The organism is Ralstonia sp. 25mfcol4.1 (assembly GCF_900104095.1).
Lineage (GTDB): Bacteria > Pseudomonadota > Gammaproteobacteria > Burkholderiales > Burkholderiaceae > Cupriavidus.
The window spans coordinates 175,315-199,354 of record NZ_FNJO01000011.1; the positions used below are offsets into that span (position 1 = coordinate 175,315).

A 24,040-nucleotide genomic window follows, 5' to 3' on the forward strand; every position below is an offset into this window, starting at 1 on the left:
GTTCTCGGAATCGGTCGGTCGCGCGGTGTCAGTCGCGGCGGGTCAGCAGCATGGCGTCGCCGTAGCTGAAGAAGCGGTAGCGTTGCGCCACGGCATGGCGATAGGCGGCGCGGATGGCCTCGACGCCGGCAAGGGCGGACACCAGCATCAGCAGCGTCGACTTGGGGAGGTGGAAGTTCGTGATCAGCGCGTCCACCGCGCGGAAACGATAGCCGGGTGTAATGAAGATGTCGGTGTCGCCGTTGCCGGGGCGCAGCGTGCCGTCCTCGGCCGCGGCCGATTCCAGCGCGCGCAGCGACGTGGTGCCCACCGCGATCACCCGGCCGCCGCGGGCGCGTGTGTCGCGCACGGCATCGGCCAGTTCCGGGGTCACGGCGTACCACTCCGAGTGCATCTTGTGCTCGGACAGGTCTTCGGTGCGCACCGGCTGGAAGGTGCCGGCGCCCACGTGCAGCGTCAGGAAGGCGCGGCGGATGCCGGCGGCGTCCAGTCGCGCAAACAGCGCATCGTCGAAATGCAGGCCGGCCGTCGGCGCGGCCACCGCGCCCGGGTTGCGCGCGTACACGGTCTGATAGCGCGTTTCATCATAGGCGTCGGGATCGTGCGTGATGTACGGCGGCAGCGGCAGCCGGCCATAGCGTTCGATCAGGTCGAGCGCGGGTTCCGGGAAGCGCAGCGTGAAGAACTGGTCCACGCGCGGGCCCACGGTGACCGTGAAGGCGCCATCGGCCAGGTGCAGCGGGCTGCCTTCGGCCGGCGTCTTCGACGCGCGCACCTGGGCCAGCACGGTATGGCTGTCCACCACGCGCTCGACCAGCACTTCGATCCGGCCCCCGCTGGGCTTCTGGCCGAAAAAGCGCGCCTTGATCACGCGCGTGTCGTTGAAGACCAGCAGGTCGTCGGGGCTCAGGTATTCGAGGATGTCGCTGAACGCGCGGTCCACCAGCCGCACCGCATCGGCGGTGTCATCCGGCGCCGTCCGCTCTACCACCAGCAGGCGGCTGGCGCTGCGGTCGGGCAGGGCAGACTGCGCGATCAGTTCGGGCGGTAGCGGGAAATCGAAATCGGACAGGGTCAGCATTGCGGTTCAGCGGGGAATTCGGGGGCAAAGCGCCAGGCAATACGCGAGCGGGGCAGCACTCCGGAACGAAGTGCCGCCGCAGGCATCGGTACGGCATGGGTACAATCGGCGAATCCGACATTGTAAGGCTTGGGCGCCCGGCTTCGCCCGATGCCCGCTTGTGACCCCTATATTCCCGCGCTGATGCCAGGCACCGCCACCGACCCGATCGACGATCCTGCCCCGACGGCCGCACAGTCCACGCCGCCCGCCACGACTGGCGGCAAGCCGGCGGGGCGCGGCGCGGCCAGGGCCGATGCCAAAGGTGATGCCAAGGCCGGCCAAAAGGGCGGCGACAAGGCCGGTGAAAAGGCCGGTGAAAAGGCCGGCGAAAGGGCCGGCGACAAGCCCAAGCCGTCGTCGGCCGTGGCCCGGCTGGCCAAGCTGGGCCTGCGGCGGCCGGTCGACCTGGTGTTGCACCTGCCGCTGCGCTACGAGGACGAAACCACGCTGGAGCCAATCCGCGACGCCATCCGCCGTGCCGGCATGGGGCTGGCTGCGCAGGTCGAAGGCGAGGTGGTGTCGAATGAGGTGACGTTCCGCCCGCGCCGCCAGCTGGTGGTCAAGATCGCCGACGAAACCGGCGAACTGACGCTGCGCTTCATCAATTTCTACGGCAGCCAGACTAAGCAGATGGCCGAAGGCGTGCGCCTGCGCGTGCGCGGCGAGATTCGCGGGGGCTTCTTCGGCGCCGAAATGGTCCATCCCACGGTACGGCCGATCACGCCCGACGAACCGCTGCCCGACCGCCTGACGCCGGTCTATCCGGCCACGGCCGGCATTTCGCAGGCCTATCTGCGCAAGGCCATCGGCGGGGCGATGTCGCGCACGCCGATGCCGGAGACCCTGCCCCAGGCCATCCTGCGCGGACCGCTGGCGCCGCTGAAGCTGACCCCGCTGATCGACTGCCTGCGCCTGCTGCACAACCCGCCGCCGCAGGAAAGCGAGGCCGCGCTGGCAGATCGCTCTCATCCGGCCTGGGTCCGCATCAAGTTCGACGAACTGCTGGCGCAGCAGATCTCGCTGCGCCGCTCGCAGGCCGCGCGCAAGGAAAAGAACGCCCCGTCGATGCCGCGCCGCGCGGACGGCCTGCTGACGCGCTTCCTGGCGGCGCTGCCGTTCCGGCTGACCGGGGCGCAGCAACGCGTGGTGGAGGAAATCGCCGCCGACATGGCGCTGCCGCACCCGATGCACCGGCTGTTGCAGGGCGACGTGGGCAGCGGCAAGACCATCGTGGCCGCGTTGGCCGCCTGCCAGGCCATCGACGCGGGTTACCAGGCCGCGCTGATGGCGCCGACCGAAATCCTGGCCGAACAGCACTACCGCAAGTTGTCGGCCTGGCTGGAGCCGCTGGGCGTGCCCGTGGCGTGGCTGGCCGGCAGCCTCAAGACGAAGGCCAAGCGCGAAGCCGTGGCGCGGGCCGAATCGGGCGAGGCCCGGCTGGTGATCGGCACGCACGCGCTGATCCAGGACGGCGTGAAGTTCGCCAACCTTGGCCTGGCCGTGGTCGACGAGCAGCACCGCTTTGGCGTGGCGCAGCGGCTGGCGCTGCGCGGCAAGGCGGCCGAAGGCGACGCGCCGGCGCCGGTCGACGAAAAGGTGCCCCACCAGCTGATGATGTCGGCCACGCCCATTCCGCGCACGCTGGCGATGACCTACTACGCCGACCTGGACGTGTCGGTGATCGACGAATTGCCGCCGGGCCGCACCCCGATCGTGACGCGGCTGGTCAACGATGCACGCCGCGACGAGGTGATCGAGCGCGTGCACCATGCGGCTGCCGAAGGGCGCCAGGTCTACTGGGTGTGTCCGCTGATCGAGGAAAGCGAGGCGCTGCAGCTGCAGACCGCCGTGGAGACCTTCGAGACGCTGGTGGCCGCGCTGCCCGACCTGCGCGTGGGCCTGGTCCATGGCCGCCTGCCGCCGGCCGAGAAGGCGGCCGTGATGGACGATTTCAGCGCCAACCGCCTGCAGGTGCTGGTGGCCACGACCGTGATCGAAGTGGGCGTGGATGTCCCCAATGCATCGCTCATGGTGATCGAGCATGCCGAGCGTTTCGGCCTGGCGCAGTTGCACCAGCTGCGTGGTCGCGTGGGCCGTGGCAGCGCGGAATCGGTTTGCCTGCTGATGTACCAGGCGCCGTTGTCACCCACGGCGCGCGAACGCCTGGCGACGATGCGCGAGACGACCGACGGCTTTGAAATCGCCCGGCGCGACTTGCAGATCCGGGGTCCGGGCGAATTCCTGGGGGCGCGGCAGTCGGGAGAGGCCATGTTGCGCTTTGCCGACCTGGAGACCGACGCCTGGCTGGTCGATTACGCCCAGGAAGCCGCCGAACAGATGCTGGACCGGTTTCCGGAGGCGGTGGAAGCACATTTATTGCGCTGGCTTGGCGGGCGCGAGCACTTTCTCAAGGCTTAGCAGCCTTCAGGGCGAGTTGTCTGATGCGTCAGTAAAAGTGGTGCATGCCTGACATTGCGTCGCCGATCTGACAGACGACACAATCGAAGCTAAAATCTATCGCCTAACCGGATTTGATTAATCATGACGCTCACCGAACTCAAGTACATCGTCGCCGTAGCGCGCGAGCGCCATTTCGGCCGGGCGGCCGAGGCGTGCTTCGTTTCGCAGCCGACGCTGTCGGTTGCCATCAAGAAGCTGGAAGACGAGCTCACCGTGCAGATTTTCGAGCGCGGCACGTCCGAGGTGTCCGTGACGGCCATCGGCGAACAGATCGTGGCGCAGGCCCAGCGCGTGCTGGAGCAGACCATGGCGATTCGTGAAATCGCCAAGCAGGGCAAGGATCCGCTGGCCGGACCGCTGCGCGTGGGCGTGATCTACACGATCGGGCCGTACCTGTTGCCGGCGCTGGTCAAGCAGATGATCGACACCGTGCCGCAGATGCCGCTGATGCTGCAGGAAAACTACACGAACAAGCTGATCGAGCTGCTCAAGCAGGGCGAAATCGACTGCGCGATCATGGCCGAGCCGTTCCCGGATTCGGGCCTGACGGTGCGTCCGCTCTATGACGAGCCGTTCGTGGTGGCCGTGCCGCGGGGGCACAAGCTGGCCGAGCAGACCAAGGTGGACCCGGACGAACTGAAGCAGCAGACCATGCTGCTGCTGGGCAGCGGCCATTGCTTCCGCGATCACGTGCTGGGCGTTTGTCCGGAGCTGTCGCGCTTCTCGCAGGCGGCAGACGGCATCCAGAAGACGTTCGAGGGCTCGTCGCTCGAAACCATCCGCCACATGGTGGCCAGCGGCGTGGGCATCACCGTGCTGCCGCGCACGTCGGTGCCCGATCTCAAGCCGCGCAACGACATGCTGTCGTATGTGCCGTTTGCCGAGCCCGTGCCCGACCGCCGTGTGGTGCTGGCCTGGCGCAAGAGCTTCACGCGCCTGCCCGCCATGGAGGCGCTGGCCAACGCCGTGACGGCGTGCGATCTGCCCGGCGTGCGCAAGCTCAGCAGCACACAGGCCGAGGAAGCCGTGGCGGCCTGATTTGCCAGCGCCGGCAATGACATCGAATGGCAGGGGGAACCCTGCCGTTTTGCTTTGGGTGCCGTATTCTCCACCCGTGAAGCAATCCCATACCTGGCACAGGGATATAGTCACGCGCTATTCGATAGGTTGAAATTATCAAATAGCCACATCGATAGCGCGGAATTAGACTTCTTCCATCGGTCGTGGGGCACGTCAGGCGGATGTGCCGGACCCCCGGAAACCAGTTGGAGAATCGTCATGGCAATGCTGAATCTTTTCGTGAGCGAATTCCGGCAGCTCAAGGCCGACGCGGCGCGCGACGGCGGCGCCGGACGGCTGCACCGCAAGGTGGTGCGCAAGGAAATCGGCATGGCCGTCGTTGCCCTGGGCGCGATGGTCATGTTCCTCGATGCGGCCCGGGGCCTGTCCGTCCTTGTGACTTGAACCTGATACGATAATGGCCGCTGCTCGTCCGTGTAGCGCGGGCGGTCGATCCTCGTGGCCAGACCAGAATGGAGCTTAGAAAAATGGCAAAGAAGAATGAGATGAGCGTGAACATCGGTATTTCGGACAAGGACCGCAAGAAGATCGCGGAAGGCCTGAGCAAGCTGCTGGCTGACACCTACACCCTCTATCTCAAGACCCACAACTTCCACTGGAACGTGACGGGCCCGATGTTCAACACGCTGCATACCATGTTCGAGACGCAGTACACCGAACTGGCGCTGGCGGTTGACGCGATTGCCGAGCGCATTCGCGCGCTGGGCTACCCGGCACCGGGCACCTACAAGGAATACGCGAAGCTGTCGTCGATCGCCGAGGAAGAGGGCGTGCCCGAAGCCACCGAGATGATCCGCAAGCTCGTGGAAGGCCAGGAGGCCGTGGTGCGCACCGCTCGTTCGCTGTTCGCGGTGATCGACGCTGCCGGCGACGAGCCGTCGGCCGACCTGCTGACCCAGCGCATGCAGACGCACGAAAAGACCGCGTGGATGCTGCGCTCGCTGCTGGCCTGATTCCGGCCATGCCGCACACCGGTTGAACCGGTACGACGCGCCTTCGGCATGCCGAAGGCGCGTTTTTGCTTTGTATTGCCGGTAGTATTGCCGGAAGTTTCGTCAGAAGTCCGCCGCCATGTCCCATCCCTCCGCCGCCCCCCATCATCCGAGCCGTCTTGCGCTGTATGCGCGACTTGTGCGCATCGACAAGCCAATCGGCACGCTGCTGCTGCTGTGGCCCACGCTGTGGGCGATGTGGATGGCCGCCGGCGGGCCGCCGTCCTGGCAGATTTTCTGGATCTTCTTCGCCGGCACGTTCCTGATGCGCTCGGCGGGCTGCGCCATCAACGACTGGGCCGATCGCGATTTCGACAAGCACGTGAAGCGCACGAAGGAGCGGCCGCTGACCGCCGGGCTGATCGCCAGCTGGGAAGCCCTGGCCGTGGCCGCTGTGCTGGCGCTGATCGCGTTCGCGCTGATTTTGCCGCTCAACGGGCTGACCAAATGGCTGGCCGTGGTGGCGGCGGTGCTGGCCGGAACCTACCCATTCTTCAAGCGGTTCTTTGCGATTCCGCAGGCGTACCTGGGCATCGCCTTCGGGTTTGGCATTCCGATGTCGTTCGCCGCCATCCAGGGCGAGGTGCCTGCCGTGGCCTGGCTGATGCTGCTGGGCAATGTGTTCTGGGCGGTGGCCTACGACACGGCCTATGCGATGGTCGATCGTGACGACGACCTGCTGCTCGGCATGAAGACGTCGGCCATCACGTTCGGACGCTTCGACGTGGCGGCGATCATGATCTGCTACGCGGCCTTTCTGGCGCTGATGGCCTGGGCCGGCACGCTGCTGGGCCTGGGCTGGGCCTACTACGCGGGGCTGGCGGCGGCCGCCGTGCTGGCGGGTTACCACTACACGCTGATCCGCGAGCGGGACCGCATGAAGTGCTTTGCCGCCTTCCGGCACAACAACTGGCTGGGCGCCTGCGTGTTTGCGGGCACCTTTGCGGCTTACCTGCTGAAATAGACCTGTCGTTTTCTCCGCTGGCCCATGAAACGGGCGAGCGGAGAAATCACGTCAATCCTTGCCGAACTCGGCACCCATCTCGCGTCCGCGCGTGGCGGCGGCATGCATGGCCTTGACGAAGGCGTCCTTCATGCCGCTGGCGTCCATCGCCGTCAAGGCGGCATAGGTGGTGCCGCCCTTGGACGTGACGCGCTCGCGCAGCGTGGCCACCGGCTCGGGCGATTCGGCCGCCAGCGCCGCCGCGCCGCGGAACGTTTCCACGGCCAGTTGGCGGCCCTGGTCGGCGGACAATCCCATTTCCACCGCCGCGCGCTCCATCGCTTCCACAAAATAGAACACGTAGGCCGGCCCGCTGCCCGAGATCGCGGTGACGGCGTCGATCTGGTCGTCATTGTCCACCCAGACGCACTGGCCGACGGCTTCGGCCACGGCCGTGGCGATATCTCGGTCGGTGCCGGACAGCCCCGGGGCTGCGGCCAGGCCGGTCATGCCCATGCCGGCCAGCGCAGGCGTGTTCGGCATGGCGCGCACCAGACGGCTGCGGCCCAGCCAGCGGGCCAGGTCCTGCAGCCGGATGCCGGCCGCGACGCTGATGATGAGGTTGTCGGTCAGCAGCGGCGCAAGCGGGGCGATGGCATCGCGGAACTGCTGCGGCTTGACGGCCAGCACGATCACGTTGCTGGCGCCAAAGGCGGCATCGGGCGCAGCCAGCGCCTTGACGCCGCTCTGGGCCAGACGCTGGCGGGCATCTTCCGAGGGGTCGACCACGCGGATCGAGCCGGCCGGCACGCCACGGGCCACCAGGCCGCCGATCAGGGCGGAGGCCATGTTGCCGCCGCCGAGGAAGCCGAAGGTGAGGGAATCGAGCATCAAGTTTCCTGGTATGCCGGCGCGATACATGTCGGCCAGCGTTTTTTATGTCATGGGGTGCGAAAGACCGGCGCGGACCCTGCCGGGGGCCATCAGCTCCGCGCGCCGAAAATCGCGGTGCCGATACGCACCAGCGTGGCGCCCTCGGCAATGGCCGCGTCCATGTCGGCGGACATGCCCATCGAGAGCGTGTCCACGTTTAGCCCGGATTGCCGCAGTTGATCAAGCAACGCACGGAGGGCGGCAAATGGTTGACGCTGGGCGGCAGGGTCGGCCGCCGGCGCCGGAATGGCCATCAGGCCGCGCAGCTGCAGGTTCGGCAGCGCCGCGATGGCCTGGGCCAGCGCCGGCACCTCGGCCGGCGCCACACCGCTCTTGGTGTCCTCGTTGCTGATATTGACCTGCAGGCAGACCTGCAGCGGCGGCAGCCCGGCCGGACGCTGGGCAGACAGCCGCTCGGCGATCTTCAGCCGGTCGATGGCATGGACCCAGTCGAACTGCTCGGCCACCGGCCGCGTCTTGTTGCTTTGGAGGGGGCCGATGAAATGCCACTGGATCTGGCCGCGCAGGGCGTCCAGCGTGGCAATCTTTTCCACCCCTTCCTGGACGTAGTTCTCGCCGAAAGCCCGCTGGCCGGCGTCGAAGGCCTCGCGGATCCGATCCGCAGAAACCGTCTTGGAAACCGCCAGCAATGTGACATCGGCAGGTGCCCGGCCGGCATGTTGTGCGGCCGCCGCGATGTCATTTTTCACGGCTTGCAAGTTGGCGGCGATTACAGACATAATCCAGCGGAAATATTCGAAGAAGTACAACTAGAAGTACAACAATAAACCTTTGAAGGCCCGGCAAATCGATATTCCCGCCAGGGCCTCTTTTAGGGTGGGGTCATTATAGATGGACATCGCACAGCTTCTGGCCTTCGCGGTCAAGAACAAGGCATCCGATCTTCACCTTTCGGCCGACATGCCGCCGATGGTGCGTATTCACGGGGACATGCGCCGCATCAACGTCGCGGCGATGACGCACAAGGACGTCCACGCCATGGTGTACGACATCATGAGCGACGTTCAGCGCAAATCCTATGAAGAACGGCTGGAAATCGATTTCTCGTTCGAGATCTCGGGCCTGTCCCGTTTCCGGGTCAACGCCTACACCACGCAGCGCGGCTCGGCCGCCGTATTCCGTACCATTCCGTCGAAGGTGCTGACGCTCGACGACCTGCACGCGCCGGCGGTGTTCGCCGACCTGTGCATGAAGCCGCGCGGGCTGGTGCTGGTGACGGGGCCGACGGGTTCGGGCAAGTCCACCACGCTGGCGGCGATGGTCGACCATCGCAACGACAACGACATGGGCCACATCCTCACGGTGGAGGACCCGATCGAATTCGTCCACAACTCGAAGAAGAGCCTGATCAACCAGCGTGAGCTGGGGCCGCACACGCATTCGTTCGCCAACGCACTGCGCTCGGCGCTGCGTGAAGACCCGGACGTGATCCTGGTGGGCGAATTGCGTGACCTGGAAACGATCCGCCTGGCGCTGACGGCGGCGGAAACCGGCCACCTGGTCTTTGCCACGCTGCACACCAGTTCGGCCGCCAAGACCATCGACCGGGTGGTGGACGTCTTCCCGCCCGAGGAAAAGGACATGGTCCGGACCATGCTGTCCGAATCGCTGGAGGCCGTGATCTCGCAGACGCTGCTCAAGACGCGCGACGGCAACGGCCGAACCGCGGCGCACGAGATCATGATCGCCACGCCGGCCATCCGCCACCTGATCCGCGAGAACAAGATCGCGCAGATGTACTCGATGATGCAGACGTCCAGCGGCATGGGCATGCAGACGCTGGACCAGTGCCTGGGCGACCTGATCAAGCGCGGCATGATCAACTACAACGATGCACGGGCGATTGCGAAGAACCCGGACGCATTCATGGGCTAAGGGGTGATCATGCTCGACCGCGAATCCGCATCGAAGTACATCAACGACCTGCTCGAGCTGATGGTGAACAACCGCGGCTCGGATCTGTTCATTACCTCCGAATTCCCGCCGGCCATCAAGGTCGACGGCAAGATCACGCCGGTATCGCAGCAGCCGCTGAACCCGACGCAGGCCCTGGGCCTGGTGCGCTCGATCATGAACGAGCGCCAGGCGAAGGAGTTCGACGACACGCGCGAATGCAACTTCGCGATCACGGCGCCCAACGCGGGCCGCTTCCGGGTGTCGGCGTTCATCCAGCAGGGCCGCGCCGGCATGGTGGTGCGGACCATCAACACCCGCATCCCGTCGGTGGAAGACCTGGACCTGCCGCAGTCGCTGCATGAGATCGTGATGTCCAAGCGCGGCCTGGTGATCGTGACCGGCGCCACGGGCTCGGGCAAGTCGACTTCGCTGGCGGCCATGCTGGACCACCGCAACGCGCATTCGTACGGCCACATCATCACGATCGAGGACCCGATCGAATACGTGCATGCGCACCAGAACTGCATCGTCACGCAGCGCGAGGTGGGCATCGATACCGAGTCGTGGCACATCGCGCTGAAGAACACGCTCCGCCAGGCGCCCGACGTGATCCTGATCGGCGAAATCCGCGACCGCGAGACGATGGAGTACGCGATGCAGTACGCCGAGACGGGCCACCTGTGCCTGGCCACGCTGCACGCGAACAACGCCAACCAGGCCATCGACCGGATCGTCAACTTCTTCCCCGAGGAAAAGCGCCAGCAACTGCTGATCGACCTGTCGCTGAACCTGAAGGCGATGATTTCGCAGCGCCTGCTGCCGCGCGCCGGCCGCAAGGGCCGTGTGCCGGCCGTGGAAATCATGATCGGCACGCCGCTGGTGGCCGACCTGATCTTCAAGGGCGAGATCCACGAGCTCAAGGAAGTCATCAAGAAATCGCGCGAGCAGGGCATGATCTCGTTCGACCAGGCGCTGTTCGAACTGTACGAGGCCGAGAAGATCACCTACGAGGACGCGCTCAAGAACGCCGACTCGCTGAACGACCTGCGCCTGATGATCAAGCTCCATGGCGCGCGGCATCGCGACGCCGACCTGGGCGCTGGCACCGAACACCTGAACGTGATCTGACGCGGGCGGCCGGGGCGCGGTATCCTTGCGCCCATTACCTTTCAGGAGACCGACGATGAGCAACGTCTACCAGTTCGAAGCCCGTTCGCTGGCGGGCCAGCCGGTGCCGCTGAGCGACTTCCAGGGCAAGGTGCTGCTGATCGTCAACACGGCCAGCGAGTGCGGCTTCACGCCCCAGTATGCCGGCCTGCAGTCGCTGCAGGACAGCTACCAGACGCGCGGGTTCGATGTGCTGGGCTTTCCGTGCAACCAGTTCGGCAAGCAGGAACCGGGCGATGCCGAACAGATCGGCGCGTTCTGCGAATCGCGCTTCCACGTCACCTTTCCGATGTTCGGGAAGATCGACGTCAACGGCGCCGACGCGCACCCGCTCTACAAGTGGCTGACGTCGGAAAAGCCGGGGCTGCTGGGCACCCAGGCCATCAAGTGGAATTTCACCAAGTTCCTGCTGCGCCGCGACGGCACGATCTTCAAGCGTTATGCGCCGACCACCAAGCCCGACGAGATTCGTGGCGACATCGAGACACTGCTGAGCGATCCGGGCGCCTGAAACGGGCTGGCCGGCGCGGCCGGCCGTCAGCCGTGCGAGTCCGCCCGGACCGCGCGCAGGAAGCCGTTGAGCGAACGCTCCGGCGTTTCGTGGAAATGCTCGGCCAGCATGGTCAGCTTGCGGCAGCGGTCCAGCCGGAAACTGCGGTAGTCCTCCCGCGCCGTACACCAGGCGGCCACCAGCCAGACATTGCCCCAGAAGAACAACCCCAGCGGCTGCACCACGCGCACGGTGTCGCGCTGCTGCGCATCGGAATAGTCGATCTGCAGCAGCCGCTGCGCGCCGATGGCCGTGTGGACGATGTCGAACGCCTCGCGCACGGCAGGGTGGTTGGCATATTCGGGCGCGAAGATGCGACTCTGCTGCGCGGCCAGGCGCCGTTGCGGCGGCAGGGCGGCCATCAGCTTTTCCAGCGACGGCTCGGCCGCAGCGGCCAGCGCGCCGCCGCCCCAGGCCTTGAGCAGGCGCAGGCCCGCCACCATGGCCTCCACTTCCATCGACGTGAACATCAGCGGCGGCACATCGTAATCCGGCCGCAGACGGTAGCCGATGCCGGCTTCGCCCTCCACGGGTACGCCTGACAGCGACAGCGCCTGGATGTCGCGGTAGACCGTGCGTTCGGACACGCCCAGCCGCTGCGCGAGCAGGGCCGCGGTGGTCAGGCGGCGCCCGCGCAGGACCTGGACGATCTGGAAAAGGCGGTCGGCGCGTCGGCTCATGGCGGTGTCAGTGCGCGACGGCGGCGGGCGCGGCAACCATCGCCGGCTCGTGCAGGCCGATCCGGTTGCCTTCGCTGTCGGTGATATGGGCGAAGCGGCCCATGTTGTCGGGCAGCTGCACCGGCCCGCGCACGGTGCGGCCACCGGCATAGGTGACCCGCGCCAGCACGTCGTCGAGTTGGGGGGCGTTGAGATACGGCACCGGGCCGTAGAACGCGCTGGACCGGTACTGCTCGCCGCGTACCAGCGCACCGGCCGAGCTGGCATGGGTGAATACGGCGAGGTCGACGTCGCCCACGGTCTCGCGACGCAGCGGATGCTCGAACACCGTTTCGTAGAACTGCATTGCGCGTTTCATGTCGGTCACCGGGATTTCCAGCCAGTTGACCAGGGCATCGGACGGGTTGGCCATGGTGGCGCTCCTCTTCATCGTGTCGGGAGACCGGATCATGCGCGGGCACTCCTGACAGCGTGCTGTCAGCAGCATGTCAGTGGCCGGGGTGAGGCCTCAACGCGGCATCCAGGCCGCCATCACCGGCACCAGGATGGCCGTCAGCACGCCGTTCAGCCCCATGCCGAGCGCCGAAAATGCGCCAGCTTCCTGGCTGACCTGAAACGCGCGGGCCGTGCCGATGCCGTGCGCCGCCACGCCGGTGGCAAAGCCGCGCACGGTGTAGTCGCGCACGCCCAGCAGGTTCAGCAGGCCGGTGGCGCTGACCGCCCCGATGATGCCCGTGGCCATCACCAGCACGGCGGTCAGCGACGGCAGGCCGCCGATCTTCTCGGACACGCCCATCGCGATCGGGATCGTCACCGACTTCGGTGCCAGCGACAGCACCACCTCTGGCGAGGCCCCCAGCAGGTACGCAATGCCGACCGCCGACACCACGGCGGCCACCGAACCCGCCAGCAAGCCGGCCAGCAGCGGCAGCACATGGCTGCGCAGCTTGGGCAGCTGGGTGTACAGCGGCACGGCCAGCGCCACGGTGGCCGGTCCCAGCAGGAAGTGCACGAACTGCGCGCCATCGAAGTAGGTCTTGTACGGCGTGCCGGTCACGGTCAGCACCGTGACCAGGATGGCCACCGAGATCATCACCGGATTGGCCAGCGGCGAGAACTTCGCGCGTTCGTAGATGCGGAACGCGAACACATAGGCGATCAGCGTGGCGGTCAGCCCAATCAGCGGACTGGCGGCCAGGTACACCCAGATTTCATTGAGACGCGGCGACATCATGGCTGGGCTCCGGCATCCACGGCATCGGCCGGCGGCTTGCGCATCAGGGCCCGCGTGACCAGCGCGGTCACGGCGATGGCCACCCAGGTGGAGATCACCAGCGCGATGACGATCGGCAGCCATTCGCTGCCGATGCGGTTGGCATGCACCATGATGCCGACACCGGCCGGCACGAACAGCAGGGACAGGTGCTTGAGCAGGTCATTGGCCGAACCCTGGATCACGGGCAGCAGCCGGTTGTCGAATACGAGCCAGCCGAACAGCAGCAGCATGCCGATCACGGGACCGGGCACGGGCAGGCGCAGTGCGTAGCTGATGACTTCGCCCACGGTCTGGAAGACCAGCAGGATGGCAAACGTCTGGAGCATGGGGGCAGCTTGGGAGAATCCGATGTGCCGCCATGTTACTCCCGGACAAGATGCGTGCAAGATGAGGCACCGGGCCGTTGCGCCGGGAACACGGCCCTCGCGATGCAGGCGCTCGCCCCTCTCCCCCGACCCCTCTCCGCCTTGCGGGAGAGGGGAGCAAACATCCCTTACGACGCCTGCGCCGCCTGCGCCGCCACTGTCGGCGCCAGCATGCGGTCCACCAGTTCCACCCAGTGGATCACCGGGGTTTCCGTGCCGCTTTGCAGGTGCGTGATGCAGCCGATATTGGCCGTGGCGATGGCATCGGGCGACGTGGCCTGCAGCTTGTTCAGCTTGTCGTCGCGGAGCTTGTACGACAGATCGGGCTGCAGTACCGAGTACGTGCCCGCCGAGCCGCAGCACAGGTGGCTGTCGGCGCAGAGCCGCACGTCCACGCCCAGGCGCGTCAGCAGCGATTCCACCTTGCCACGGATCTGCTGGCCATGCTGCAGCGTGCAGGGCGGATGCCATGCCACGCGGCGGCCATCGCGCGGCACCGCGCCGGCCAGCCGGTGCAGGTCGTCGGCAAAATCGGGCAGCAGCTCCGACAGGTCGCGCGTCAGCGCCGACACGCGCGCGGCCCGTTCGGCGTACTTCGGATCATTGCGCAGCAGGTGGCCGTAGTCCTTGACCATCGCGCCGCAGCCCGATGCCGTCATGACGATGGCCTCCGCGCCGGCCTGGATATGGGGCCACCAGGCGTCGATGTTGGCGCGCATGTTGTCGAGTCCGCCCGCATGGTCGCCCGTGTGGAAGCGGATCGCGCCGCAACAGCCGGCCTCGCGCGCCAACACCAGTTGCACACCGAGCTTGTCGAGCACACGTGCCGTCGCGGCATTGATGTTGGGCGACATGGCGGGCTGCACACAGCCGTCGAGCAACAGCATCTTGCGCGGATGTTCGTTGCGCGGCCAGGTGCCCGGGGGCGTCGGGTGCGCCGGCACCTTGTTGCGCAGCGTCTGCGGCAGCAGCGGCCGCACGATCTGGCCCAGCTTCAGCGCGGGGCCGAACAGCCCTGGCCGGGTCAGGCCCTCGCGCAGCATCCACCGCGCGATGCGCTGCTTGGCCGGGCGCTGCACCCCCTGCTCGGCCAGCCGGTCATCGACGATCTGCCGGCCGATGTCGACCAGGCGCCCGTACGTGACCCCCGACGGGCAGGTCGATTCGCAGTTGCGGCAGGTCAGGCAGCGGTCCAGGTGCAGGCGCGTGCTTTCGGTCACCGGGCTGCCTTCGAGCACCTGCTTCATCAGGTAGATGCGCCCACGCGGCCCGTCCAGTTCGTCACCCAGCAGTTGGTAGGTGGGGCAGGTGGCGGTGCAGAAGCCGCAGTGCACGCAGTTGCCGACGATCGATTTCGCCTCTTCGCCCTCGGGCGTGTTGCGCAGGAATTCGGCCAGTGTGGTTTGCATGGTGGGGGATCGTTATCGTTGGGGACCGCGTTGTCCGGACGGTGGCTCAGAGCCCGCTGTACATGCGCTGCGGATTGAAGATGCCCGCTGGATCGAAGCTGGCCTTCAGCCGCTGGTGGATCGCCGCCAGCGGCGTCGAGAGCGGCGTGAATACGCCCACGGCCTTGTCGCCGTTGCGGAACAGCGTGGCATGGCCGCCCACGGCCTGGGCGGTCGCGCGGACCCGGTCGGCCCACGCGGCGCTGTCGTCGGGTGCCAGCCACCAACGCTGGCCGCCACCCCATTCCACCAGCTGCTCGCCGGGCAGGTCCAGCGGCTTTGTCACCGGCGGGACGGCGATGCGCCACAGCGCGCGGCCGGCGTCGCGCGCCGGGGCGAAGAACGGATAGGTCTGCTCGCGCAGGGCGGTCCACAGCTGCCGGGCGTGGCTGGCATCGACCACCTCGCCGCCGAGGCTGTCGCGGGCCGCGCAGACGGCGGCGGTGGCGCCGCTCAGGCGCACACAGAGCACGCCGTCATGCCAGGCCGACGCGGCGATCGGCAACGGCTTGCCGCCCCACTTGTTGAGCTGGTCGATGGCGTCGGCCTGGGACAGCGCAAAGCGCAGCGTGGCGTCGTCGAAAGGCACCGGCAGCACCTTCAGCGATACCTCGGTGACCAGACCCAGCGTGCCGAGCGAGCCGGCCAGCAGGCGCGATACATCGTAGCCGGCCACATTCTTCATGACCTGCCCGCCGAAGTTGAGGATCTCGCCCTTGCCGTCCATCAGCTGCGCACCGAGTACGAAATCGCGCAAGGCACCCACCGACTGGCGGCGCGGCCCCGATAACCCCGCCGCGAAGGCGCCGCCCAGCGTGGCGGTGCTGGCCTGGCCGCGCGCGGCGAAATGGGGCGCCTCGAAGGCCAGCATCTGGCGGCGTTCGGCCAGCACGTCCTCGATCTCGGCCAGCGGCGTGCCGCAGCGCGCGGTGATCACCAGCTCGGCCGGGTCATAGTCGACGATGCCGCGATATGCCCGCGTGTCGAGCACGGTGCCGACCAGCGCCTGGCCGTAGAAATCCTTGCTGCCGCCGCCGCGCAGCCGCAGGGGGGTGCGGCTGTCGCCGGCCTGGCGAATCGCATCACGGAAGGTCGCGAGTGTGGCGTCGAGGGTGGCTTGCATGAGGACGTGTCGTTATAGGGTGAGTCGGTCAGCGGCGCATCGGGCAAATCAGGTGCGCGGCGGCTTTGGCGGCGGCCGGTTCTCCACGGCGCCTTCGAGCCGGCCCTCCAGGCCGGGTTCGCTGCGGTACTCCGGTAGCGCGCTGCCGCAGTGCTGGCAGAATTTCGCGGACGGCTCGTGCCCTTCGGTCAGGCAGTGCTCGCACGAGCGCGTGGTCAGCGGGCGCTTGATGATGCTGGCTGCCAGCTCGGCGCCAACGATGCCGGTGGGGAAGGCGATGATCCCGTAGCCCAGCAGGATCGTGAGCGACGTGATGAACTGCCCGATCGGCGTCTTCGGCACCATGTCGCCGAAGCCCGTGGTGGTGAGCGTGACGATGGCCCAGTACATGCTGAGCGGAATGCTGGTGAAGCCGTGCTCGGGGCCTTCGACCACGTACATCACGGTGCCCAGGATCACCGTGATGATGAATACGGTGGCCAGGAACACGAAGATCTTGCGCCGGCTGTTGGACAGCGCGCGGGCCAGGATCTCGGCCTCCTCGAAATACACGGTGAGCTTGAGGATCCGGAACACCCGCAGCAGGCGCAGCAGCCGCACGTCGATCAGGAACGCCAGCTCGGGCACGAAGAACGACGCCCACGTGGGCATGATCGAGATGAAGTCGATGACGCCGTAGAAGCTCAGCGCGTAACGCAGCGGGCGCTTCACCACGCACAGCCGCATGACGTACTCGGCCGTGAACAGCAGCGTGAACATCCATTCCAGCGCCGTGAACGCCGTGCCCAGCCGTGCGTGGACGGACGGCACGCTGTCCAGCATCACCACGCCGACACTGGCGACGATGGCGATCAGCAGCACGACGTCGAACAGTCGCCCCGGGCGTGTGTCGGCTTCGAAGATGATCGTGTACCAGTGCTGGCGCCAGCCCGATTCGGGCTGGCCCAGGCGCTGGCGGATCATGGCGTTGGTGTGGCGTTGTGGCATGTCTGACGAAACGGGTAAGCGGTGGGCGGGTGGATAAACAGCGGCGTGCCGCCATCCCGGCCGGGCCCTGCGCGTCGATCAGAATCGCGGGATGTCGGGGTGGGGCAGCAGGCCGCGCCTGACGTGCATCTTGCCGTATTCGGCACAGCGCGCCAGCGTCGGGATGGCCTTGTCCGGATTGAGCAGGCGCGCGGGATCGAACGCCGCCTTCACGCCGAAGAACGCCTCGCATTCCCCGCGCGAGAACTGCACGCACATCGAATTGAGCTTTTCGACACCCACGCCATGCTCGCCGGTCACGGTGCCGCCCAGTTCGACGCAGGTCTCAAGAATGTCGGAGCCGAACAGCTCGGCGCGGTGCCATTCATCGACGTCGCCGCCATCGAACAGGATCAGCGGGTGCATGTTGCCATCGCCTGCGTGGAACACGTTGATGCACCGCAAGCCGTACTTCTGCTCCATCCGTTCGATGCGCTTGAGCAGCGTGCCGATGTGCTTGCGCGGGATGGTGCCGTCCATGCAGTAGTAGTCGGGCGAGATGCGGCCGGCGGCCGGGAAGGCGTTCTTGCGGCCGCTCCAGAAGCGCAGGCGCTCGGCCTCGTTCTGCGACACCGTGATGCGCGTGGCGCCCGATGCGCGCAGCACCTCGCTCATGCGGCCGATTTCCTCGGCCACTTCCTCGGGCGTGCCGTCGGACTCGCACAGCAGGATGGCGGCGGCATCGAGGTCATAGCCAGCCTTGACGAATTCCTCCACGGCGGCCGTGGCGGGGCGATCCATCATTTCCAAACCCGCCGGGATGATGCCCGCGGCAATCACGTCGGCCACGGCATTGCCGCCTTTTTCCACGTCGTCGAAGCTGGCCATGATGACCTGCGCCAGCTGCGGCTTGGGGATCAGCCTGACGGTGACCTCGGTGACCACGGCCAGCATGCCTTCGGAGCCGATGATCGTCGCCAGCAGGTCCAGGCCCGGCGAATCGGGTGCCTCGGAGCCGAACACGACCACGTCGCCCTCCATCGTTACCGCGCGCACGCGCAGCACGTTGTGGATGGTCAGACCGTACTTCAGGCAGTGCACGCCGCCGGAGTTCTCGGCCACGTTGCCGCCGATGGAGCAGGCGATCTGCGACGACGGGTCGGGGGCGTAATAGAGATTGTGTGGCGCCGCCGCTTCGGAAATGGCCAGGTTGCGCACGCCGGGCTGGACCACCGCGGTACGCGAATACGGATCGACCGACAGGATGCGCTTGAACTTGGCCAGCGACAGCACCAGGCCACCCGCGACCGGCATGGCGCCGCCGGACAGGCTGGTGCCGGACCCACGCGGCACCACGGGCACGCCCAGTTCGTGGCACAGGCGCAGCACGGCGCAGACCTGGTCCTCGGTGTCGGGCAGCACGACGGCGTCGGGCACCTGCCGATAGGCGGCCAGGCCGTCGCACTCGTAGGGAACGGTGTCTTCGGCCCGCCACAGCACGGCTGCGTCGGGCAGGATGGCCGACAGCCGGGCCAGCAGCGCGGCACGGCGGCCATCTGCGGCCTGGGCGGATACATCCGCAACGGTGTGGGCGTCTTGCGGGGCGTTCATGGCAGCAACTCCTGTGACGGACCGGGCGCCGCATGCTGCTTCGCAGGCACGCGGCCGGGACGGCAGACTATAGCGCAGGCACCTGGCCAGGCGGGCGCCCGGGCACGTGAATTCCGCATGCCGACCCGATCAAAATGGTTCATGCCGGCGCGGGCAGTGTGGTTGGGCACCGGCGCACACCGTCGTCGGGCAGGGGGCGCTTTCAGCGTAGTGGCTCCGGCGCTACCAGTCCAGCCCGAGCAGCCAGTCGATGAAGTAGCGCGCCTCGGGCATCATCGGCGCCTGCTCGCGCTCCACGATGTAATAGCCGTGCGGCGAGATCGATTCCACATCCAGCAGCTTCACCATCTGGCCAGCCGCCAGCCACTGGCGCGCCATGCGCTGGCGCACCAGCCCCACGCCCTGGTTCGACACGATGGCCTCCAGCATCAGGCCGATGTCGTTGAACTGGGCGCCGGTCTGCGGCTCGGGCCAGTCCAGGCCCGCCGTCTCGAACCACGGGCGCCATGGTTCCAGCGGGCTGCGCAGCAGCGTCAGGTTGTGCAGGTCCTCGGGCCGGGTGATCGCAAAGCCGTTCACGCGCTCGTAGTATTCGCGGCCGCACGCCGGGAACACCGGCTCCACCAGCAGCTTCGTGGTCTTCAGGTCCGGATAGCGGCCGGTGCCGTAGCGGATCTCGATGTCGGTATCCTCGGCCTTGACATCGAGGAACGGCACGGCCAGGTGCAGTTCCAGGTCGATATGCGGATACAGCGCGCTGAACTCGGGCAGGCGTGGCACCAGGTGCTGGCGTCCGAAGGTGGGCGGAATGGCCACGCGCAGGCGCGTGCGCAGCTTGTTGTACTCGGGGCGCGCCAGTTCGTTGAGCGATTTCAGCGCATCCTGCACGTTGCGCTGATAGCGCGTGCCGGCCGCCGTGAGCCGCAGCGCGGCGTTCGAGCGCACGAACAGGTCCTCGCCCCAGAGCTCCTCCAGATTCTTGATGCGATGCGAAACCGCGCTGGGCGTGACCGACAGTTCCTCGGCCGCGCGGGCAAAGCTGCCCAGGCGCGCCGCCGACTCGAAGGCGATCAGCAGGTGCAGCGGCGGAACGCGTTGAAAGACCGATGCCATGGCCGTGGTCTCAGCGCGACGCGCTGAAGATCTTGCCCGGGTTCAGGATGTGGTTCGGGTCCAGCGCGTCCTTGATGGCGCGCATCAGGTCCAGCGCATCCTCGCCGTGTTCCTGCACCAGGAAGCCGATCTTGTGCAGCCCCACGCCATGCTCGCCGGTGCAGGTGCCGCCCATCGACAGCGCGCGCTCGACGATCCGGCGGTTGATGTCCTCGGCCTCGGCCATTTCCTCGGGCTTGCTGGTATCGACCAGGATCGCCACGTGGAAATTGCCGTCGCCGACGTGGCCCACGATCGGGCAGGGCAGCGACGATGCGTTCAGGTCGCGTTCGGTCTCGGTCACGCAATCGGCCAGGCGCGAAATCGGCACGCAGACGTCGGTGGTCACCGCGCGGCAGCCGGGCTTGAGCTGCAGCATCGCGAAGTAGGCCGTGTGGCGTGCATTCCAGAGCCGCGTGCGGTCTTCGGGACGAGTGGCCCACTCGAAGCCCTGGCCGCCATGTTCGGCCACGATCTCCTGCACGGTCTCGGCCTGCTCGCGCACGCCGGCCTCGGTGCCGTGGAATTCGAAGAACAGATGCGGGGTCTCGGGCAGCGTCAGGTTGTCGTGGCGGTTGATGGCGCGGATGGCCAGCGCATCGACGAATTCCACGCGCGCCACCGGCACGCCCAGCTGGATGGTCTGGATGGTGGCGCGCACCGCGTCGCCCATGCTCGGGAACGCGCACACGGCAGCCGAAATGGCCTCGGGCTGCGGATACAGGCGCACCGTGACCTCGGTGATGATGCCCAGCGTGCCTTCGCTGCCGATGAACAGGCGGGTCAGGTCGTAGCCGGCCGACGACTTGCGCGCGTTGGTGCCGGTGCGGATCACGCGGCCATCCGCCGTGACCACGGTCAAGGCCAGCACGTTTTCGCGCATGGTGCCGTAGCGCACGGCGTTGGTGCCCGACGCCCGCGTGGCGCACATGCCGCCCAGCGACGCGTCCGCGCCCGGGTCGATCGGGAAGAACAGGCCCGTGTCCTTGATTTCCTGGTTCAGCTGCTTGCGCGTGACGCCCGGCTGCACGGTGACGGTCAGGTCTTCGGGATGGACGGCCAGCACGCGGTTCATTTGCGACAGGTCCAGGCTGACGCCGCCGGCGACTGCCAGCAGGTGGCCTTCGAGCGACGAACCGGCGCCGTAGGGAATCAGCGGCACGCCATGGGTGTTGCACAGCCTGGCCACCTCGGCCACTTCCTCGGTGCTGTGGGCGAAGACCACGGCATCGGGCAGGGCGGGCGGAAACGGCGATTCGTCGCGGCCATGGTGTTCGCGCACGCCGTTCGAGGTGGAAAAGCGGTCGCCGAAACGGGCGGTCAGGGCATCGGCCAGCGCGGACGGGAACGGGCGGCGCGCCAGGGCGGCGGCAGGTGTGGGGTGGTTCATGCGGGTCTCCGGGCGGGCCGTATGGCTCTGTATGCAGTGGAATGCCGCTATTCTACGACTCGCCTACGTCGTGTGCGCCACCTGATGGGCGTGCAGCGGCCCCCAGCCGGCCGATAAACGGCCATCACGGACCGGAAGCAGGCCATAATTGCGCCACTTCGAAGGACCAACCCCTGAAAACGAGGAGACCGGCATGGGCAACCGCCTGTCCAAGATTGCCACGCGCACCGGCGATGCCGGCACCACCGGCCTCGGCGACGGCAGCCGCGTGGGCAAGAACAGCCTGCGCATTGCCGCCATCGGCGATGTGGACGAGCTGAATTCCCAGATCGGCCTGCTGCTGACCGAGCCGGACTTGCCCGCCGACGTGCGCGATGCGCTACTTCATATCCAGCACGACCTGTTCGATCTGGGCGGCGAACTGTCGATTCCCGGGTACACCTTGCTGAAGGAACCCCAGGTGGCGCAACTCGACACCTGGCTGGAGCACTACAACGCCAGCCTGCCGCGCCTGGCGGAATTCATCCTGCCTGGTGGCAGCCGCGCCGCCGCCCACGCCCATGTCTGCCGTACCGTGTGCCGGCGCGCCGAGCGTTCCCTGGTGGAGCTGGGCGCCGCCGAATCGCTCAACGAGGCGCCGCGCCAGTACCTGAACCGGCTCTCGGACCTGCTTTTCGTACTGGCCCGCGTGCTGAACCGGGTGGGCGGCGGCACCGACGTGCTGTGGCAGCGCGAGCGGAAGTCCTGATTGTGATTAATTGATAACTTTCTGGCGGCTGGCGGGTCTGGCCGGATAAACCGAGAAAATTAGTCGGATTTGCAGATTACGCCCTTGAAATGGCCCGGGACGGCCACATTTCGCTCTCAGTCGAGATTGCAGTCCCTGACTGAGAGACAGGGCAATAGGAGAGAACACTATGGGTAAGATCATCGGTATCGACCTGGGTACCACCAACAGCTGCGTGTCGGTCCTGGAAGGCAACACGCCGAAAGTCATCGAAAACTCGGAAGGCGCGCGCACCACGCCGTCGATCATCGCCTATATGGAAGACGGCGAGATCCTGGTAGGCGCCCCTGCCAAGCGTCAGGCCGTGACCAATCCGCGCAACACGCTGTATGCCGTGAAGCGCCTGATCGGCCGCAAGTTCGAAGAGAAGGAAGTCCAGAAGGACATCGGCCTGATGCCTTACGCCATCGTCAAGGCCGACAACGGCGACGCCTGGGTTGGCGTGCGCGACCAGAAGCTGGCCCCGCCGCAGGTGTCGGCCGAAGTGCTGCGCAAGATGAAGAAGACCGCCGAGGACTACCTGGGCGAGCCGGTGACCGAGGCCGTGATCACGGTGCCGGCGTACTTCAACGACTCGCAGCGCCAGGCCACCAAGGACGCCGGCCGCATCGCGGGCCTGGAAGTCAAGCGCATCATCAACGAACCGACCGCCGCGGCGCTCGCGTTCGGCATGGACAAGAACGAGAAGGGCGACCGCAAGATCGCCGTGTATGACCTGGGTGGCGGCACGTTCGACATCTCGATCATCGAAATCGCCGACGTTGATGGCGAGAAGCAGTTCGAAGTGCTGTCGACCAACGGCGACACGTTCCTGGGCGGCGAAGACTTCGACCAGCGCATCATCGACTACATCATCGGCGAGTTCAAGAAGGAACAGGGCGTCGATCTGTCGAAGGACGTGCTGGCCCTGCAGCGCCTGAAGGAAGCCGCCGAAAAGGCCAAGATCGAACTGTCGAGCTCGCAGCAGACCGAGATCAACCTGCCGTACATCACGGCCGATGCCTCGGGTCCGAAGCACTTGAACCTGAAGATCACGCGCGCCAAGCTCGAAGCCCTGGTGGAAGACCTGATCGCCCGCACGATCGAACCGTGCCGCACCGCGATCAAGGATGCCGGCGTCAAGGTCAGCGACATCGACGACGTGATCCTGGTGGGCGGCATGACCCGCATGCCCAAGGTGCAGGAGCAGGTGCGCGAGTTCTTCGGCAAGGAAGCCCGCAAGGACGTGAACCCGGACGAAGCCGTGGCCGTGGGTGCCGCCATCCAGGGTTCGGTGCTGTCGGGTGACCGTACCGACGTGCTGCTGCTGGACGTGACGCCGCTGTCGCTGGGCATCGAGACGCTGGGCGGCGTGATGACCAAGATGATCTCGAAGAACACGACCATCCCGACCAAGCACGCCCAGGTGTTCTCCACCGCGGACGACAACCAGCCGGCCGTGACGATCAAGGTGTTCCAGGGCGAGCGCGAGATGGCCAGCGGCAACAAGCTGCTGGGCGAGTTCAACCTGGAAGGCATTCCGCCGTCGCCGCGCGGCATGCCGCAGATCGAGGTCTCGTTCGACATCGACGCCAACGGCATTCTGCACGTGGGCGCCAAGGACAAGGCCACCGGCAAGGAAAACCGCATCACGATCAAGGCGAACTCGGGTCTGTCGGAAGACGAGATCCAGCGCATGGTGAAGGACGCCGAGGCCAACGCCGAGGAAGACAAGAAGGCCCGCGAGCTGGCTGATGCCCGCAACCAGGCCGATGCGCTGATCCACTCGACCCGCAAGGCCCTGACCGAGCATGGCGACAAGCTCGAGGCCGGCGAGAAGGAAAAGATCGAAGCTGCGATCAAGGAACTGGAAGACGCCGCACGTGGCGGCGACAAGACCGAGATCGACGCCAAGGTCAACGCGCTGTCCGAAGTCAGCCAGAAGCTGGGCGAGAAGGTGTACGCCGACATGCAGGCCAAGGCCGGCGAAGCCGGCGCGGCAGGTGCAGGCGCGGCCGGTGCCGGCCAGCAGCAGGCCCAGCCCCAGGACGATAACGTCGTGGACGCCGAGTTCAAGGAAGTGAACGACAAGAAGTAA

The 24,040-nt window shown here is 66.7% G+C and carries 23 protein-coding genes; 10 read left to right on the top strand and 13 right to left on the bottom strand.

Annotation, left to right across the window (positions count from 1 at the left end):
* Positions 1-28: 28 nt before the first annotated feature.
* A complete protein-coding gene (gene queA, locus BLQ58_RS19955) occupies positions 29-1,081 on the bottom strand; it encodes a tRNA preQ1(34) S-adenosylmethionine ribosyltransferase-isomerase QueA (RefSeq protein WP_092601463.1) in 1,053 nt (350 codons plus the stop codon).
* A 183-nt stretch (positions 1,082-1,264) separates the two neighbouring features.
* On the opposite strand from queA, the gene recG reads away from it, so the two are divergent.
* From recG to ubiA, 5 genes are all read left to right on the top strand, one after another.
* On the top strand, positions 1,265-3,541 hold the full coding sequence (recG, locus tag BLQ58_RS19960) for an ATP-dependent DNA helicase RecG (RefSeq protein ID WP_092601540.1): 2,277 nt from the start codon (positions 1,265-1,267) through the stop codon (positions 3,539-3,541).
* A gap of 123 nt (positions 3,542-3,664) precedes the next feature.
* A complete protein-coding gene (locus BLQ58_RS19965; RefSeq protein WP_092601465.1) occupies positions 3,665-4,621 on the top strand; it encodes a LysR substrate-binding domain-containing protein in 957 nt (318 codons plus the stop codon).
* Between the two features lie 240 nt (positions 4,622-4,861).
* Positions 4,862-5,047 (top strand): hypothetical protein, encoded by a 186-nt coding sequence (locus tag BLQ58_RS19970; RefSeq protein WP_092601467.1) that lies wholly within the window; start codon positions 4,862-4,864, stop codon positions 5,045-5,047.
* Positions 5,048-5,130: 83 nt separating this feature from the next.
* A complete protein-coding gene (locus BLQ58_RS19975; protein WP_066732182.1) occupies positions 5,131-5,616 on the top strand; it encodes a Dps family protein in 486 nt (161 codons plus the stop codon).
* Positions 5,617-5,734: 118 nt separating this feature from the next.
* Entirely contained in the window at positions 5,735-6,619 is an 885-nt protein-coding gene (gene ubiA, locus BLQ58_RS19980; protein ID WP_092601469.1) for a 4-hydroxybenzoate octaprenyltransferase, read from the top strand.
* 51 nt (positions 6,620-6,670) lie between these two features.
* On the opposite strand, the gene proC is transcribed toward ubiA, so the two are convergent.
* Positions 6,671-7,489 carry a pyrroline-5-carboxylate reductase gene (proC, locus tag BLQ58_RS19985; protein WP_092601471.1) on the bottom strand — a complete coding sequence of 273 codons (819 nt, stop codon included), beginning with the start codon at positions 7,487-7,489 and terminating at the stop codon, positions 6,671-6,673.
* A gap of 92 nt (positions 7,490-7,581) precedes the next feature.
* Entirely contained in the window at positions 7,582-8,271 is a 690-nt protein-coding gene (locus BLQ58_RS19990) for a YggS family pyridoxal phosphate-dependent enzyme (RefSeq protein WP_092601542.1), read from the bottom strand.
* Positions 8,272-8,383: 112 nt separating this feature from the next.
* Between BLQ58_RS19990 and BLQ58_RS19995 the strand changes: the two genes are divergently transcribed.
* Genes BLQ58_RS19995 through BLQ58_RS20005 form a run of 3 tightly spaced genes read left to right on the top strand, consistent with a single transcriptional unit; the run spans position 8,384 to position 11,126 of the window.
* Positions 8,384-9,427, top strand: coding sequence for a type IV pilus twitching motility protein PilT (locus BLQ58_RS19995; protein WP_092601473.1), 1,044 nt, complete (start codon positions 8,384-8,386; stop codon positions 9,425-9,427).
* 9 nt (positions 9,428-9,436) lie between these two features.
* Entirely contained in the window at positions 9,437-10,576 is a 1,140-nt protein-coding gene (locus BLQ58_RS20000; RefSeq protein WP_092601544.1) for a PilT/PilU family type 4a pilus ATPase, read from the top strand.
* 55 nt (positions 10,577-10,631) lie between these two features.
* The gene (locus BLQ58_RS20005; protein ID WP_092601475.1) at positions 10,632-11,126 is read left to right on the top strand and encodes a glutathione peroxidase; all 495 of its coding nucleotides are present in this window, start codon (positions 10,632-10,634) and stop codon (positions 11,124-11,126) included.
* Positions 11,127-11,152: 26 nt separating this feature from the next.
* On the opposite strand, the gene BLQ58_RS20010 is transcribed toward BLQ58_RS20005, so the two are convergent.
* From BLQ58_RS20010 to BLQ58_RS20055, 10 genes are all read right to left on the bottom strand, one after another.
* A complete protein-coding gene (locus BLQ58_RS20010) occupies positions 11,153-11,845 on the bottom strand; it encodes a helix-turn-helix transcriptional regulator (protein ID WP_092601546.1) in 693 nt (230 codons plus the stop codon).
* A 7-nt stretch (positions 11,846-11,852) separates the two neighbouring features.
* Positions 11,853-12,257, bottom strand: coding sequence for a VOC family protein (locus BLQ58_RS20015; RefSeq protein WP_092601477.1), 405 nt, complete (start codon positions 12,255-12,257; stop codon positions 11,853-11,855).
* 96 nt (positions 12,258-12,353) lie between these two features.
* A complete protein-coding gene (locus tag BLQ58_RS20020; RefSeq protein ID WP_092601479.1) occupies positions 12,354-13,079 on the bottom strand; it encodes an LrgB family protein in 726 nt (241 codons plus the stop codon).
* Complete coding sequence (locus BLQ58_RS20025; RefSeq protein ID WP_092601481.1) at positions 13,076-13,447, bottom strand: CidA/LrgA family protein; 372 nt, start codon at positions 13,445-13,447, stop codon at positions 13,076-13,078. Before BLQ58_RS20025 ends, BLQ58_RS20020 begins: the two co-directional genes overlap by 4 nt.
* 167 nt (positions 13,448-13,614) lie before the next feature.
* Entirely contained in the window at positions 13,615-14,895 is a 1,281-nt protein-coding gene (gene glcF / locus BLQ58_RS20030) for a glycolate oxidase subunit GlcF (protein ID WP_092601483.1), read from the bottom strand.
* A gap of 46 nt (positions 14,896-14,941) precedes the next feature.
* On the bottom strand, positions 14,942-16,057 hold the full coding sequence (gene glcE / locus BLQ58_RS20035) for a glycolate oxidase subunit GlcE (protein ID WP_092601485.1): 1,116 nt from the start codon (positions 16,055-16,057) through the stop codon (positions 14,942-14,944).
* A gap of 48 nt (positions 16,058-16,105) precedes the next feature.
* Entirely contained in the window at positions 16,106-17,044 is a 939-nt protein-coding gene (locus tag BLQ58_RS20040; protein ID WP_092601487.1) for an ion transporter, read from the bottom strand.
* 78 nt (positions 17,045-17,122) lie between these two features.
* Positions 17,123-18,634, bottom strand: coding sequence for an FAD-linked oxidase C-terminal domain-containing protein (locus tag BLQ58_RS20045; RefSeq protein WP_092601489.1), 1,512 nt, complete (start codon positions 18,632-18,634; stop codon positions 17,123-17,125).
* 222 nt (positions 18,635-18,856) lie between these two features.
* Entirely contained in the window at positions 18,857-19,747 is an 891-nt protein-coding gene (locus BLQ58_RS20050) for a LysR substrate-binding domain-containing protein (RefSeq protein WP_092601491.1), read from the bottom strand.
* Between the two features lie 10 nt (positions 19,748-19,757).
* Complete coding sequence (locus BLQ58_RS20055) at positions 19,758-21,176, bottom strand: FAD-binding oxidoreductase (RefSeq protein ID WP_092601493.1); 1,419 nt, start codon at positions 21,174-21,176, stop codon at positions 19,758-19,760.
* A gap of 193 nt (positions 21,177-21,369) precedes the next feature.
* Between BLQ58_RS20055 and BLQ58_RS20060 the strand changes: the two genes are divergently transcribed.
* On the top strand, positions 21,370-21,924 hold the full coding sequence (locus BLQ58_RS20060; protein ID WP_092601495.1) for a cob(I)yrinic acid a,c-diamide adenosyltransferase: 555 nt from the start codon (positions 21,370-21,372) through the stop codon (positions 21,922-21,924).
* Between the two features lie 169 nt (positions 21,925-22,093).
* A complete protein-coding gene (gene dnaK, locus BLQ58_RS20065; RefSeq protein ID WP_092601497.1) occupies positions 22,094-24,040 on the top strand; it encodes a molecular chaperone DnaK in 1,947 nt (648 codons plus the stop codon).

What these genes read in the sequence shown, in the direction of transcription:
- queA (WP_092601463.1), bottom strand. Translation starts at nt 1,081, where the DNA reads ATGCTGACCCTGTCCGATTTCGATTTCCCGCTACCGCCCGAACTGATC.
- recG (WP_092601540.1), top strand. Translation starts at nt 1,265, where the DNA reads ATGCCAGGCACCGCCACCGACCCGATCGACGATCCTGCCCCGACGGCC.
- BLQ58_RS19965 (WP_092601465.1), top strand. Translation starts at nt 3,665, where the DNA reads ATGACGCTCACCGAACTCAAGTACATCGTCGCCGTAGCGCGCGAGCGC.
- BLQ58_RS19970 (WP_092601467.1), top strand. Translation starts at nt 4,862, where the DNA reads ATGGCAATGCTGAATCTTTTCGTGAGCGAATTCCGGCAGCTCAAGGCC.
- BLQ58_RS19975 (WP_066732182.1), top strand. Translation starts at nt 5,131, where the DNA reads ATGGCAAAGAAGAATGAGATGAGCGTGAACATCGGTATTTCGGACAAG.
- ubiA (WP_092601469.1), top strand. Translation starts at nt 5,735, where the DNA reads ATGTCCCATCCCTCCGCCGCCCCCCATCATCCGAGCCGTCTTGCGCTG.
- proC (WP_092601471.1), bottom strand. Translation starts at nt 7,489, where the DNA reads ATGCTCGATTCCCTCACCTTCGGCTTCCTCGGCGGCGGCAACATGGCC.
- BLQ58_RS19990 (WP_092601542.1), bottom strand. Translation starts at nt 8,271, where the DNA reads ATGTCTGTAATCGCCGCCAACTTGCAAGCCGTGAAAAATGACATCGCG.
- BLQ58_RS19995 (WP_092601473.1), top strand. Translation starts at nt 8,384, where the DNA reads ATGGACATCGCACAGCTTCTGGCCTTCGCGGTCAAGAACAAGGCATCC.
- BLQ58_RS20000 (WP_092601544.1), top strand. Translation starts at nt 9,437, where the DNA reads ATGCTCGACCGCGAATCCGCATCGAAGTACATCAACGACCTGCTCGAG.
- BLQ58_RS20005 (WP_092601475.1), top strand. Translation starts at nt 10,632, where the DNA reads ATGAGCAACGTCTACCAGTTCGAAGCCCGTTCGCTGGCGGGCCAGCCG.
- BLQ58_RS20010 (WP_092601546.1), bottom strand. Translation starts at nt 11,845, where the DNA reads ATGAGCCGACGCGCCGACCGCCTTTTCCAGATCGTCCAGGTCCTGCGC.
- BLQ58_RS20015 (WP_092601477.1), bottom strand. Translation starts at nt 12,257, where the DNA reads ATGGCCAACCCGTCCGATGCCCTGGTCAACTGGCTGGAAATCCCGGTG.
- BLQ58_RS20020 (WP_092601479.1), bottom strand. Translation starts at nt 13,079, where the DNA reads ATGATGTCGCCGCGTCTCAATGAAATCTGGGTGTACCTGGCCGCCAGT.
- BLQ58_RS20025 (WP_092601481.1), bottom strand. Translation starts at nt 13,447, where the DNA reads ATGCTCCAGACGTTTGCCATCCTGCTGGTCTTCCAGACCGTGGGCGAA.
- glcF (WP_092601483.1), bottom strand. Translation starts at nt 14,895, where the DNA reads ATGCAAACCACACTGGCCGAATTCCTGCGCAACACGCCCGAGGGCGAA.
- glcE (WP_092601485.1), bottom strand. Translation starts at nt 16,057, where the DNA reads ATGCAAGCCACCCTCGACGCCACACTCGCGACCTTCCGTGATGCGATT.
- BLQ58_RS20040 (WP_092601487.1), bottom strand. Translation starts at nt 17,044, where the DNA reads ATGCCACAACGCCACACCAACGCCATGATCCGCCAGCGCCTGGGCCAG.
- BLQ58_RS20045 (WP_092601489.1), bottom strand. Translation starts at nt 18,634, where the DNA reads ATGAACGCCCCGCAAGACGCCCACACCGTTGCGGATGTATCCGCCCAG.
- BLQ58_RS20050 (WP_092601491.1), bottom strand. Translation starts at nt 19,747, where the DNA reads ATGGCATCGGTCTTTCAACGCGTTCCGCCGCTGCACCTGCTGATCGCC.
- BLQ58_RS20055 (WP_092601493.1), bottom strand. Translation starts at nt 21,176, where the DNA reads ATGAACCACCCCACACCTGCCGCCGCCCTGGCGCGCCGCCCGTTCCCG.
- BLQ58_RS20060 (WP_092601495.1), top strand. Translation starts at nt 21,370, where the DNA reads ATGGGCAACCGCCTGTCCAAGATTGCCACGCGCACCGGCGATGCCGGC.
- dnaK (WP_092601497.1), top strand. Translation starts at nt 22,094, where the DNA reads ATGGGTAAGATCATCGGTATCGACCTGGGTACCACCAACAGCTGCGTG.